This is a genomic window from Bacillus sp. Bvel1, assembly GCF_014872755.1.
In the GTDB taxonomy this organism is placed as follows: Bacteria; Bacillota; Bacilli; order Bacillales; family Bacillaceae; genus Bacillus; species Bacillus velezensis.
In genome coordinates, this window is record NZ_JAAOBZ010000008.1 from 965010 (window position 1) to 978831 (window position 13822).

Sequence of the window (13822 nt, forward strand, 5' to 3'; positions counted from 1 at the left end):
TCCCTTTTATTTACCTAAACAAAATTGTGAAAAGAGCTGATCAATTAAGCTTTCGTGGACGGCATCACCGATGATTTCGCCCAGCAGTTCCCAGCACCTTGTCAAATCAATTTGCACCATATCAATCGGAACATCCTGTTCAATTCCGTTCAGCGCATCATCAATCGCTTGCTTTGCCTGATGCAGAATCGAAATATGACGGGTGTTGCTGACATAGGTGAGATCTCCGCTTTCGATCGCTCCTGTATAAAATAGCGACTGAATCGCTTCCTCTAAATCTTGAATGCCTTCTTCTTTCAGCAATGAGGTCGTAACGACAGGCCGGCCTTTCGCCAGTTCCTTGACGCGCTCAGCGTCAATCTTAGCCTCAAGGTCCGTCTTATTCATAATGACAATGACGTCCATTCCCTCAATCGCTTCAAACAATTTCTCATCTTCTTCAGAAAGCGCTTCGCTGTGGTTAAGCACAAGCAAAATGAGATCCGCTTCCTTCAGAACCTGCCGTGACCGTTCCACACCGATTCTTTCGACGATGTCTTCTGTCTCACGGATTCCGGCGGTATCGACAAGCCGAAGCGGCACGCCTCGCACGTTGACATATTCCTCAATCACATCACGCGTCGTTCCCGGAATATCGGTTACGATCGCCTTCGTTTCATGGACAAGGCTGTTAAGCAGAGAGGATTTCCCGACGTTCGGACGGCCGATGATCACGGTAGACAGTCCCTCACGCAAAATTTTCCCCTGCTCAGACGTACGGAGCAACGCCTCGATTTCTTTCTTCACGCCGCTTGCCTTCTCCACTAAAAGCTGATGCGTCATTTCTTCGACGTCATCATATTCCGGATAATCTATATTCACCTCAACATGGGCAAGTGTTTCTAACAACTCATCACGCAGACGGCGGACAAGCGCGGAAAGCCGTCCTTCCATCTGGTTCATGGCGACATTCATGGCACGGTCCGTTTTGGCCCTGATCAGATCCATCACCGCTTCCGCCTGTGAAAGGTCAATCCGTCCGTTTAAAAATGCGCGCTTCGTAAACTCACCGGGTTCTGCCAGTCTCGCACCTTCTCTTAAAGCAAGCTGGAGCACCTGATTAACCGTCACAATACCCCCGTGACAGTTGATTTCAATGACATCTTCCCTTGTGAATGTTCTGGGCGCTCTTAAAACAGACACCATGACTTCCTCAATAATCCGTCCCGTCGTACTGTCCGCGATATGCCCGTAATGAATGGTATGCGATTCTGCCGAACTGAGCGTTTTGCCTTTCGGACCCTTGTACATTTTGTCGGCGATCTTTACGGCTTCCGGGCCGCTCAGCCGAATGATCGCAATCGCGCCTTCACCCATCGGAGTTGAAATCGCTGCAATTGTATCCATGCTGTTCACCTCTCTTTATCTCTGTTTCCATCTATATAAAAAATTTATTTATGCCAAAATTAAAAGATAACATAGTTTGGTTTGAAGCGGAAGATACGTTATCCACAAAAGCAGAAATTCATCCCTTATTACTTTAACTTATCCACATGTGAATAACAATTAATTTTATTTCCTAAAACCTTTTTTATCAACAGCATAGACCGAAAAAGAAAAAACTTAAACGCAAAAAATGCGATTCTGCTCAGGAATAGAGCCATTTTTACCAATAAAAAAACCGAAGTTCCGATTTTACCCGGACTTCGGTTTTCTGCTATCTTTATGGGAAATAACGAGATGGCGGTACCGGCCTTCACCGGTAGAAAACGTTTTGATATTTGGATGCTTTGACAGCGCGTCATGGATGATTTTTCTTTCACCTGACGGCATCGGTTCTAAATGCACCTCTTTTTTCGTTTTCGACACTTGCTTGGCCAGCCTGTTTGCCAGCTGATCCAGAATTTCTCTTCTTTTCCGCCGATAATTCTCAGCGTCGACAACGGCTTGGCGATACTGGCCGGAGCCGCGGTTCAAAACAAGCTGCGTCAATGTTTCCAAGGCATTGAGTGTTTGTCCTCTTTTGCCAATAAGCAGCGCCGCTTTTTCACCTTTAATGTGAAAACAGACTGTTTTCTTGTTTTCTTCCGTAACAATCTCAGAAGGCCCGGCAATGGAATGGATGATTTCTTCTAAATACGCTTTCGCTTCCTGAACAGGATTTCTTTTCTCTTCCAGTTCTACGATCGCATTCTTTTTTCCGAAAATACCCAAAAACCCTTTATATTCTTCTTGCACCACCGTTATTTCTACTTGATCTTTCGTCAGTTGAAGTTCCTGAAGGCCTGATTGAACTGCTTCTTCGACATTCCGTCCCGCAGCAGTCACCTTCTTCACTTTTTCTTTCCTCCGGCTTTCTGCGTTTCCGGATCGTGTTTAATGTCAGGTCCTTTAATAAGGAATGTCTGAGCAATCATAAACAGGTTTCCGACTACCCAATACAGAGAAAGCGCGCTCGGGAAGTTGATCGCAAATACGATGATCATGATCGGCATAATCCATACCATCATTGCCATTTGAGGATTCTGAGTCGGATTTCCCGCCATCATCAGCTTCTGCTGGACAAAAGTGGCCACACCGGCAACGATAGGAAGAATATAGTAAGGATCCTTCTCTCCTAAATCAAACCATAAAAAGCTGTGCTGTGAAATGGCTTGCGTACGCATAATGGCGTGGTAGAATCCGATCAAAATCGGCATTTGAATCAGGATCGGGAAACATCCCGCCAGCGGGTTTACCCCGTGCTTTGAAAACAGGGCCATTGTTTCCTGCTGAAGCTTCTGCTGCGTTTTTTGATCTTTAGAGCTGTATTTTTCTCTGAGCTTCTGCATTTCAGGCTGCAGCGCCTGCATCGCTTTTGAGCTTCGAAGCTGCTTGATCATCAGCGGCAGAATCAGCAGACGAATTAAAATCGTAACGATGATGATCGACAAACCATAGTTATCGCCCGTCAGTTTCGCTACGTACGTAATGACTTCTGACAATGGATACACAACATATTTGTCCCAGAAATGCGGACTATTCGCCGTAATCGGCTCTTTCACACTCGAGCACCCGGCCAGCAGCACGAGCATACCGACCATACTCAGTAGTAACCATATTCTCCTTTTCAAGAACGTTTCCTCCTATACCAATCTTTATAAACCTTGTATGTATTTTAGCATCTTTCAGTTTCAAATGGCGTTCATTTTTCGCCAAATAAAAGGAAGCGCTTTTAAAAACGTGAAGAAAACAAAATATGAGCTATTTTGACGAAGATTTCTTATATAATGAGGTTTTTCTGAATAAGTGCTGCAGACTCTTTTTCGTTTCTTCAAAACTGAGGTCGCCGGCGGGTTTTCTTGCGATAATAATAAAATCTTTCGGCTTGAGCAGCTCTTTTTCCTCCTGAACCGCCTGCCTGATTAACCGCTTCACCCGATTGCGCACGACGGCATTGCCGATTTTTTTACTGACAGAAAGCCCTACCCGGAGCTCTTCCTGTTTCGGCTGATCAAGCGTATACAGCACGAACTGGCGGTTTGCCATAGACGTTCCGCGTTTAAACACTTTTTGAAAATCTTCATTTTTCTTTAACCGATTTCGCTTCTTCACTTTAATTCACTCCGATATTCACTCGCAGAAACTTTTATTTCTATCTAAAAAAAACGGGCCGCCGGAATACTGAAGAAATTTCTCCAGTACCGGGCGACGCATGACATCTCTTTTCTCTTAATGTGAAAAAAGACCACTGACATTATTCAGTGGCCTAAGCTGATAATACTTTTCTGCCTTTGCGGCGACGGCGTGCTAATACTAGACGACCGTTTTTTGAACTCATACGGCTTCTGAAGCCATGAACTTTACTGCGTTTACGGTTATTCGGTTGGAATGTTCTTTTCATTTATGACACCTCCCTCGAGGAATAGCTGTTAAAGACAGTCTTACTTATTATATTTGTGCTGCCTATTCATTGTCAACTTCAGCAGTGCTTTTATTTCTTACAACCATAATAGGATAACATACCTTAACCAGATTAGAAACCTTATTTTTCATATTCCTTTTTTTAACGCACAAAAAAAGCCGCGCTCCCCCGAAAAAACGACATGTGGATAATTTTTCGGTCTTTTTTTAATATCCACAATCGTTATCGACAACATTTTCACATTGCTAACCCCTGTGGACAAAGATTTTTCAACAAGTTGTCAGGTTTGTGGATAAGATTACGAGAACCATTGCAAGTCCTCGCTTAATTTGATATTATATTTGTGTTTTAACTCTTAATTACTTATCCAGTCCATTCTCTTTATCCACAAATTGTGGATAAGTTGTGGATTGTTTTCACACAGCTTGTGTAGATTGTTGTCCACAACTTGTGGAATTTGTCGAAAAGCTATTTTTCTACTATACTATATGTTTTCAACATTTCGTGTGTACGAATGGTCAGAGCCATATGCTCTTTTTTTGTGTTCTATAACAGGGGAAGGGCGCTGATTTTTAAAGAAAAGGAGGGCTGTGCCGGATAATGGAGAATATATTGGATCTTTGGAATCAAGCTCTAGCTCAAATTGAGAAAAAGCTAAGCAAACCGAGTTTCGAAACTTGGATGAAGTCGACGAAAGCCCATTCGCTGCAAGGAGATACCTTAACCATCACCGCTCCCAATGAATTTGCCAGAGACTGGCTGGAGTCCAGGTACTTACATCTCATTGCAGATACCATATATGAATTAACCGGGGAAGAATTGAGCGTCAAATTTGTCATTCCTCAAAATCAGGACGAAGAAGACTTTTTGCCGAAACCGCAAGTGAAAAAAGCGGCAAAAGAGGAACCGTCTGATTTTCCCCAAAGCATGCTCAACCCGAAATATACATTCGACACATTCGTCATCGGATCGGGAAACCGATTCGCCCATGCAGCATCACTGGCTGTGGCGGAAGCACCCGCTAAAGCGTACAACCCTTTATTTATATACGGGGGAGTCGGTTTAGGAAAAACCCACTTAATGCACGCGATCGGCCATTATGTCATTGATCATAATCCTTCAGCCAAAGTGGTGTACCTGTCTTCTGAAAAATTCACAAATGAATTCATCAACTCAATCCGCGATAATAAAGCCGTTGATTTCCGCAACCGCTACCGGAACGTTGATGTACTTTTGATAGATGATATTCAATTTTTAGCCGGAAAAGAACAAACACAGGAAGAGTTTTTCCATACATTCAACACGCTTCATGAAGAAAGCAAACAAATCGTGATTTCCAGTGACAGACCGCCGAAAGAGATCCCGACCCTTGAAGACCGCCTGCGTTCGCGGTTCGAATGGGGATTGATTACAGACATCACACCGCCGGATCTGGAAACGCGGATTGCCATTCTGAGAAAGAAAGCGAAGGCGGAGGGCCTTGATATTCCGAACGAGGTCATGCTTTACATCGCCAATCAGATTGACAGCAACATCCGCGAACTGGAAGGGGCATTAATCCGGGTTGTCGCCTATTCATCCTTAATCAATAAAGACATTAACGCAGACCTGGCTGCAGAAGCATTGAAAGATATTATTCCGTCTTCTAAGCCGAAGGTCATTACGATAAAAGAGATTCAGCGGATTGTCGGACAGCAGTTCAACATTAAGCTTGAAGATTTCAAAGCGAAAAAGCGTACGAAATCTGTGGCTTTCCCAAGACAAATTGCGATGTATCTTTCAAGAGAAATGACGGATTCTTCTTTGCCTAAAATCGGGGAAGAATTTGGCGGGAGAGACCATACAACCGTCATTCACGCCCACGAAAAGATTTCAAAACTGCTGATTGATGACGAGCAGCTTCAGCAGCAGGTGAAAGAAATAAAAGAACTGCTTAAATAATGTGCCCTCGGATGAATCGGGGAAAGTGTGAATAACTTTTTCATAGCCATGCACAGTCTGTCCACATGTGGATAGGCTGTGTTTCCTGTCTTTTTCACAACTTATCCACAAATCCACAGGCCCTGCTATTACTACTGCTATTTTTAAAATATATTAATTATATTATCCGTTAGGAGGATAAACATGAAATTTACGATTCAAAAAGATCGGTTAGTCGAAAGTGTACAAGACGTTCTAAAAGCCGTTTCATCCAGAACCACAATTCCCATTCTCACCGGTATTAAGATCGTCGCCTCAGATGAAGGAGTATCTTTCACAGGAAGTGACTCTGATATTTCAATTGAGTCATTCATTCCGAAAGAAGATGATGATAAAGAAATCGTGACGATCGATCAGCCGGGAAGTATCGTGCTGCAAGCGCGTTTCTTCAGCGAAATCGTTAAAAAACTGCCGATGGCGACTGTTGAAATCGAAGTTCAAAATCAATATTTAACGATTATCCGTTCCGGAAAAGCCGAATTTAATTTAAACGGCCTTGATGCAGATGAATATCCGCATCTACCGCAAATCGAAGAGCATCACGCCATTCAGATTCCGACGGATCTTTTGAAAAACCTGATCCGCCAAACCGTGTTCGCTGTGTCCGCCTCAGAAACACGCCCCATCTTGACAGGTGTAAACTGGAAAGTTGAAAACGGTGAATTATTATGCACTGCCACGGATAGCCACCGACTCGCTTTAAGAAAGGCGAAGCTTGATATTCCGGAAGACAGTACTTATAACGTCGTCATTCCCGGGAAAAGCTTAACCGAGCTGAGCAAAATTCTTGATGACAGCCAAGAGCTGGTGGATATCGTCATTACAGAAACCCAAGTTCTGTTCAAAGCGAAAAACGTATTATTCTTCTCAAGATTGCTTGACGGAAACTATCCGGACACGACCAGCTTAATTCCGCAGGAAAGCAAAACGGAAATCGTCGTGAACACGAAGGAATTTTTACAGGCGATAGACCGTGCTTCTTTATTGGCGAGAGAAGGCCGCAACAACGTTGTAAAACTTTCTGCCAAACCGGCGGATTCGCTTGAGATTTCATCAAATTCTCCGGAAATCGGGAAAGTGGTCGAAGCTGTGCTGGCTGACAAGATTGACGGCGAGGAATTAAATATTTCATTCAGTCCAAAATATATGATGGACGCACTGAAAGTACTTGAAGGAGCGGACATCCGTATCAGCTTTACGGGAGCGATGAGACCGTTTCTTATCCGTACGCCGAATGATGAGACTATCGTTCAGCTCATCCTTCCGGTCAGAACGTATTAATCAAACAGAATGTGCTGCCGGCTTAGTTCGGCAGCTTTTCTATTCATCAGCCGCTCCCTCAAGTTTTCCCTTTCCTTATTTCAGGATTTTTTAGTACAATTAGATATTAGTGATATTTGAAAGAGGTCGATATTATGGCAAATCCGATTTCGATTGATACAGAAATGATTACGCTTGGCCAGTTTTTAAAATTAGCTGATGTGATTCAGTCCGGCGGCATGGCGAAGTGGTTTCTGAGCGAGCATGAGGTGACTGTCAACAATGAACCTGACAATCGCCGCGGCAGAAAGCTTTACGTTGGAGACGTGGTCGCGATTGAAGGATTTGGTTCATTTCAAGTCGTCAATTAAAGCGGGTGACAGCGGTTGTATATCCAAAATTTAGAATTAACATCCTACCGTAATTATGAGCGCGCTGAGCTTCAATTCGAAAACAAGGTGAATGTGATCATCGGGGAAAATGCCCAGGGCAAAACCAATCTGATGGAAGCCATCTATGTCCTTTCGATGGCAAAATCACACCGCACCTCAAATGACAAAGAACTTATACGGTGGGACGAAGACTATGCTAAAATAGAAGGAAGAGTGATGAAGCGCAACGGGGACATCCCGATGCAGCTTGTCATCTCCAAAAAAGGTAAAAAGGGCAAGGTCAATCATATAGAGCAGCAAAAACTCAGTCAGTATGTCGGAGCGCTGAACACCATTATGTTTGCCCCTGAGGATTTAAATCTCGTCAAAGGAAGCCCTCAGGTGAGGAGAAGATTTCTCGATATGGAGATCGGGCAGGTTTCTGCCGTTTATCTGTATGATTTATCTCTTTATCAAAAAATCCTTTCACAGCGGAATCATTTTCTGAAACAGCTGCAAAGCCGGAAACAGACTGACCGGACCATGCTTGACGTTCTCACTGATCAGCTGATTGAAGCAGCCGCAAAAGTTGTCGCCAGACGTCTGCAGTTTACGGCGCAGCTTGAAAAATGGGCGCAGCCGATCCATTCCGGCATTTCCCGGGGACTTGAAGAACTGACGCTTAAGTATCACACGGCGCTTGATGTATCAGATCCCAAAGATTTGTCGAAAATAGGTAACAGCTACCAGGAGTCTTTTTCGAAATTAAAAGAAAAAGAAATAGAACGAGGCGTCACATTATTCGGACCGCATCGGGATGATGTCCTTTTTTATGTGAACGGACGCGATGTGCAGACTTACGGTTCGCAGGGACAGCAGCGTACGACGGCTTTGTCTCTGAAGCTGGCTGAAATAGATTTGATTCATGAAGAAATCGGAGAATACCCCATTTTACTTTTGGATGATGTACTAAGCGAGCTGGATGATTACCGACAGTCCCATTTGCTTCATACGATCCAAGGCCGTGTGCAGACATTTGTCACCACGACGAGCGTGGATGGCATTGACCACGATACCTTACATCAAGCAGGAATGTTCCGTGTGGAAAACGGTGCGTTAGTGAAGTGAAGAAATGAGGTGAGCGATTGTATATTCATTTAGGTGACGACTTTGTCGTTTCAACCCGCGATATCGTCGGCATTTTTGACTGCAAGGTCAATGTATCGCCGATCGTTGAAGAATTTCTGGACAGACAGAAAGAAAAAGTAGTGCCGTCCGTAAACGGCACGCCAAAGTCTATCGTAGTCACGACTGAGAATATATATTACTCTCCCTTATCTTCCGGCACACTGAAGAAACGTGCGCAATTTATGTTAGAAATAGATTCTTAGCGGATCTTTACAATGAATATATTATCGTTTAAGAAAAGTGTAGGTGAATGTGCATGGCTATGGAACAGCAGCAAAATAGTTATGATGAGAATCAGATACAGGTATTAGAAGGTTTGGAAGCTGTTCGAAAGAGACCGGGGATGTACATCGGATCAACTAACAGCAAAGGCCTTCACCATTTGGTGTGGGAAATCGTCGACAACAGTATTGACGAAGCCCTGGCCGGTTATTGTACAGATATTAACATCGAGATTGAAAAAGATAACAGCATTACCGTTAAGGACAACGGGCGCGGAATTCCGGTCGGTATCCAGGAGAAGATGGGCCGCCCTGCGGTTGAAGTCATCATGACCGTTCTCCACGCCGGCGGTAAATTTGACGGAAGCGGATATAAAGTATCCGGCGGTCTTCACGGTGTAGGGGCATCCGTCGTAAACGCCTTGTCGACCACTCTTGACGTTACGGTTCATCGTGACGGAAAAATCCATTATCAGGCGTACGAGCGCGGTGTACCTGTGGCCGATCTTGAAGTGATCGGCGAAACTGATAAGACCGGAACGATTACGCACTTCGTTCCGGACCCGGAAATTTTCAAAGAAACAACTGTATATGACTATGATCTGCTTTCAAACCGTGTCCGGGAATTGGCCTTCCTGACAAAAGGCGTAAACATCACGATTGAAGACAAACGTGAAGGACAAGAACGGAAAAACGAGTACCACTACGAAGGCGGAATCAAAAGCTATGTTGAGTACTTAAACCGTTCCAAAGAAGTCGTTCATGAAGAGCCGATTTATATCGAAGGCGAGAAAGACGGCATAACGGTTGAAGTTGCATTGCAATACAACGACAGCTATACAAGCAATATTTATTCTTTCACAAATAATATCAACACATACGAAGGCGGCACGCACGAGGCCGGATTTAAAACCGGTCTGACCCGTGTCATAAACGACTATGCAAGAAGAAAAGGGATTTTCAAAGAAAATGATCCGAATTTAAGCGGGGATGATGTGAGAGAAGGGCTGACTGCCATTATTTCAATTAAGCACCCTGATCCGCAATTCGAAGGGCAGACGAAAACCAAGCTCGGCAACTCCGAAGCGAGAACGATCACTGATACGCTGTTTTCTTCTGCGCTGGAAACATTCCTTCTTGAAAATCCGGACTCAGCCCGCAAAATCGTTGAAAAAGGTTTAATGGCCGCAAGAGCGCGGATGGCGGCGAAAAAAGCCCGGGAATTGACCCGGCGCAAAAGTGCGCTTGAGATTTCCAATCTGCCGGGCAAACTGGCGGACTGTTCTTCTAAAGATCCGAGCATTTCCGAGCTGTATATCGTAGAGGGTGACTCTGCGGGCGGATCAGCGAAACAGGGACGGGACCGTCATTTCCAAGCCATTCTGCCGCTGCGCGGTAAGATTCTGAACGTTGAGAAAGCCAGACTTGATAAGATTCTCTCAAACAATGAGGTCAGATCAATGATCACGGCCCTCGGAACAGGAATCGGAGAAGATTTTAATCTTGAAAAAGCGCGTTATCATAAAGTGGTCATCATGACGGATGCCGATGTTGACGGCGCCCATATCAGAACGCTTTTATTAACGTTCTTCTACAGATACATGCGGGAAATCATCGAAAACGGCTATGTCTACATTGCCCAGCCGCCGCTTTATAAAGTGCAGCAGGGAAAACGGGTGGAATACGCTTATAACGATAAGCAGCTTGATGAGCTGTTAAAAGAGCTTCCGCAATCACCTAAGCCCGGCCTCCAGCGTTATAAAGGTCTTGGAGAAATGAACGCGACTCAGCTTTGGGAAACGACAATGGACCCTGCGACCAGAACGCTTCTGCAAGTCAATCTTGAAGATGCAATGGACGCTGACGAGACTTTTGAAATGCTGATGGGTGACAAAGTAGAACCGCGGAGAAACTTCATAGAAGCAAACGCCAGATACGTGAAAAATCTTGATATTTAACCAAGAAAGCCTTATTTTCGTTAAGAAATAAGGCTTTTTTCTCAAAGCGGCTTCTAAAGCCTCTGAAAACCCGCAAAACCCGTATATTCTACTAAATTAATGTGTATAAACACAAGTTTATTGATATAATGGAGAATAGTGAAATCGTATTGAAGATCATAATGGACAATCTACTCCCACATTATTTCATGTGATACTTCAGGGAGGTTTTTTTAATGAGTGAACAAAACACACCACAAGTACGTGAAGTCAATATCAGTCAGGAAATGCGGACATCCTTCCTGGACTATGCAATGAGCGTTATCGTATCCCGGGCGCTTCCGGATGTGCGTGACGGTCTGAAGCCGGTTCACAGACGGATTTTGTACGCAATGAATGATTTAGGCATGACCAGTGACAAACCATATAAAAAATCTGCCCGTATCGTCGGTGAAGTTATCGGTAAGTACCACCCGCACGGTGACTCAGCGGTTTACGAATCAATGGTCAGAATGGCGCAGGATTTTAACTACCGCTACATGCTTGTTGACGGACACGGCAACTTCGGTTCGGTTGACGGCGACTCAGCGGCCGCGATGCGTTACACAGAAGCGAGAATGTCAAAAATCGCAATGGAAATTCTGCGTGACATTACGAAAGACACGATTGACTATCAAGATAACTATGACGGTTCAGAAAGAGAGCCTGCCGTCATGCCTTCGAGATTTCCGAATCTGCTCGTAAACGGGGCTGCCGGTATTGCGGTCGGAATGGCGACAAACATTCCCCCGCATCAGCTTGGGGAAGTCATTGAAGGCGTGCTTGCCGTAAGTGAGAATCCTGAGATTACAAACCAGGAGCTGATGGAATACATCCCGGGCCCGGATTTTCCGACTGCAGGTCAGATTTTGGGCCGGAGCGGCATCCGCAAGGCATATGAATCCGGACGGGGATCAATCACGATCCGGGCTAAGGCTGAAATCGAAGAGACTTCATCGGGAAAAGAAAGAATTATTGTCACGGAACTTCCTTATCAGGTGAACAAAGCGAGATTAATTGAAAAAATCGCGGATCTTGTCCGAGACAAAAAAATCGAAGGAATTACCGATCTGCGAGACGAATCCGACCGTAACGGAATGAGAATCGTCATTGAGATCCGCCGTGACGCCAATGCTCACGTCATTTTGAATAACCTGTACAAACAAACGGCCCTGCAGACGTCTTTCGGAATCAATCTGCTGGCGCTCGTTGACGGACAGCCGAAGGTACTAAGCCTGAAACAATGTCTGGAGCATTATCTTGATCACCAAAAGGTTGTGATCCGGCGCAGAACGGCTTACGAACTCCGCAAAGCGGAAGCAAGAGCTCACATTCTGGAAGGTTTAAGAATTGCTCTCGATCATTTAGATGCCGTTATTTCTCTTATCCGCAATTCCCAGACGGCTGAAATTGCGAGAACGGGTTTGATCGAACAATTCTCACTGACTGAAAAACAAGCGCAAGCTATTCTGGATATGCGCCTTCAGCGATTAACCGGTCTGGAGCGCGAAAAGATTGAAGAGGAATATCAATCACTTGTTGCGCTTATCGCTGAGCTGAAAGATATTTTAGCCAATGAAGAAAGAGTTCTTGAGATCATCCGTGAAGAACTTAATGAAATCAAAGAGCGTTTCAATGATGAGAGACGCACTGAAATCGTGACGTCCGGTCTTGAAACAATTGAAGATGAAGATCTTATCGAGAGAGAAAATATCGTCATCACACTGACCCATAACGGCTATGTTAAACGTCTCCCGGCGTCCACATACCGCAGCCAAAAACGGGGCGGAAAAGGCGTACAGGGAATGGGAACGAATGAAGATGACTTTGTGGAACACTTAATTTCCACATCAACGCACGATACGATTCTGTTCTTCTCTAATAAAGGGAAGGTATACCGTTCTAAAGGATATGAAATCCCTGAATACGGCCGTACGGCAAAAGGCATTCCGATTATTAACCTTCTGGAAGTTGAAAAAGGCGAATGGATTAATGCCATTATTCCGGTCAGCACGTTTGATGAGGAGCAATACCTCTTCTTTACGACCAAACAAGGGGTGTCGAAACGTACGGCACTGTCCCAGTTTGCGAATATACGGAATAACGGTCTGATCGCCCTAGGTCTCCGGGAAGACGATGAACTGATGGCCGTCCGCCTGACTGACGGCAAGAAACAAATCATCATCGGAACGAAGAACGGTTTGCTGATCCGTTTCCCTGAAGAAGATGTAAGACAAATGGGACGCACAGCTGCGGGTGTTAAAGGCATCACGCTGACAGACGATGATGTCGTTGTAGGCATGGAGATTCTTGAAGAAGACTCCCATGTCCTCATAGTGACAGAAAACGGCTACGGTAAACGCACACCGGCTTCAGAATACAGAGTTCAAAGCCGGGGCGGAAAAGGCCTTAAAACATGTAAAATCACTGACAGCAACGGTCCGTTAGTAACTGTGAAAGCAACAAAAGGCGAAGAGGACTTAATGATTATTACGGCAAGCGGCGTGTTAATCAGAATGGATATTAATGATATCTCCACTACGGGACGCGTAACACAAGGCGTCCGTCTGATCCGCATGTCTGATCAAGAGCATGTAGCCACTGTGGCGCTTGTGGAAAAGAATGAAGAAGAGCCGGAAGAAACGGAAGAAGTATAAACGAAAAAGCGCAGCTGCAACAGGCTGCGCTTTTACTATATAAAGAAATGAAAAAATGCTTTGACACATGGTGATGATGCTGATATAATTCTTTTTGTTGTCTTTTTAATAGAAAGGCAAGCCTAGCGAAAATATTTTTTAAAAAAGTATTGACCTAGCAAACTGAAAATGTTATGATTAAGAGGTCGCTTCGAGAGGGGCGAAAAAGTTCTTTGAAAACTAAACAAGACAAAACGTACCTGTTAATTCAAAGTTTTAAATAAATCGCACAGCGATGTGCGTAGTC

At 44.6% G+C, this 13822-nt stretch carries 12 protein-coding genes; 7 read left to right on the forward strand and 5 right to left on the reverse strand.

Annotated elements, in window-relative coordinates:
• Positions 1–6: 6 nt before the first annotated feature.
• The 5 genes from mnmE to rpmH form a co-directional block, all read right to left on the reverse strand.
• On the reverse strand, positions 7–1386 hold the full coding sequence (gene mnmE / locus HAP68_RS19245; RefSeq protein WP_024086047.1) for a tRNA uridine-5-carboxymethylaminomethyl(34) synthesis GTPase MnmE: 1380 nt from the start codon (positions 1384–1386) through the stop codon (positions 7–9).
• Positions 1387–1674: 288 nt separating this feature from the next.
• Positions 1675–2316 carry an RNA-binding cell elongation regulator Jag/EloR gene (jag, locus tag HAP68_RS19250; protein WP_004392953.1) on the reverse strand — a complete coding sequence of 214 codons (642 nt, stop codon included), beginning with the start codon at positions 2314–2316 and terminating at the stop codon, positions 1675–1677.
• Positions 2313–3062 carry a YidC family membrane integrase SpoIIIJ gene (gene spoIIIJ, locus HAP68_RS19255; protein ID WP_007409906.1) on the reverse strand — a complete coding sequence of 250 codons (750 nt, stop codon included), beginning with the start codon at positions 3060–3062 and terminating at the stop codon, positions 2313–2315. Before spoIIIJ ends, jag begins: the two co-directional genes overlap by 4 nt.
• 160 nt (positions 3063–3222) lie before the next feature.
• Complete coding sequence (gene rnpA, locus HAP68_RS19260; RefSeq protein ID WP_004392944.1) at positions 3223–3573, reverse strand: ribonuclease P protein component; 351 nt, start codon at positions 3571–3573, stop codon at positions 3223–3225.
• Positions 3574–3727: 154 nt separating this feature from the next.
• The gene (gene rpmH, locus HAP68_RS19265; protein ID WP_003178075.1) at positions 3728–3862 is read right to left on the reverse strand and encodes a 50S ribosomal protein L34; all 135 of its coding nucleotides are present in this window, start codon (positions 3860–3862) and stop codon (positions 3728–3730) included.
• Positions 3863–4483: 621 nt separating this feature from the next.
• Between rpmH and dnaA the strand changes: the two genes are divergently transcribed.
• The 7 genes from dnaA (at position 4484) to gyrA (ending at position 13536) form a co-directional block, all read left to right on the forward strand.
• The gene (dnaA, locus tag HAP68_RS19270) at positions 4484–5824 is read left to right on the forward strand and encodes a chromosomal replication initiator protein DnaA (protein ID WP_004392913.1); all 1341 of its coding nucleotides are present in this window, start codon (positions 4484–4486) and stop codon (positions 5822–5824) included.
• A 183-nt stretch (positions 5825–6007) separates the two neighbouring features.
• On the forward strand, positions 6008–7144 hold the full coding sequence (gene dnaN, locus HAP68_RS19275) for a DNA polymerase III subunit beta (RefSeq protein WP_004392911.1): 1137 nt from the start codon (positions 6008–6010) through the stop codon (positions 7142–7144).
• 134 nt (positions 7145–7278) lie between these two features.
• On the forward strand, positions 7279–7494 hold the full coding sequence (rlbA, locus tag HAP68_RS19280; protein WP_004392910.1) for a ribosome maturation protein RlbA: 216 nt from the start codon (positions 7279–7281) through the stop codon (positions 7492–7494).
• A gap of 15 nt (positions 7495–7509) precedes the next feature.
• On the forward strand, positions 7510–8622 hold the full coding sequence (recF, locus tag HAP68_RS19285; protein WP_024084783.1) for a DNA replication/repair protein RecF: 1113 nt from the start codon (positions 7510–7512) through the stop codon (positions 8620–8622).
• Positions 8623–8639: 17 nt separating this feature from the next.
• Positions 8640–8885 (forward strand): extracellular matrix regulator RemB, encoded by a 246-nt coding sequence (gene remB, locus HAP68_RS19290; RefSeq protein WP_004392908.1) that lies wholly within the window; start codon positions 8640–8642, stop codon positions 8883–8885.
• Positions 8886–8944: 59 nt separating this feature from the next.
• Complete coding sequence (gene gyrB, locus HAP68_RS19295; RefSeq protein ID WP_004392900.1) at positions 8945–10861, forward strand: DNA topoisomerase (ATP-hydrolyzing) subunit B; 1917 nt, start codon at positions 8945–8947, stop codon at positions 10859–10861.
• A 215-nt stretch (positions 10862–11076) separates the two neighbouring features.
• Positions 11077–13536, forward strand: a complete 2460-nt coding sequence (gene gyrA / locus HAP68_RS19300; protein WP_004392898.1) for a DNA gyrase subunit A — start codon at positions 11077–11079, stop codon at positions 13534–13536.
• Positions 13537–13822: the final 286 nt, after the last annotated feature.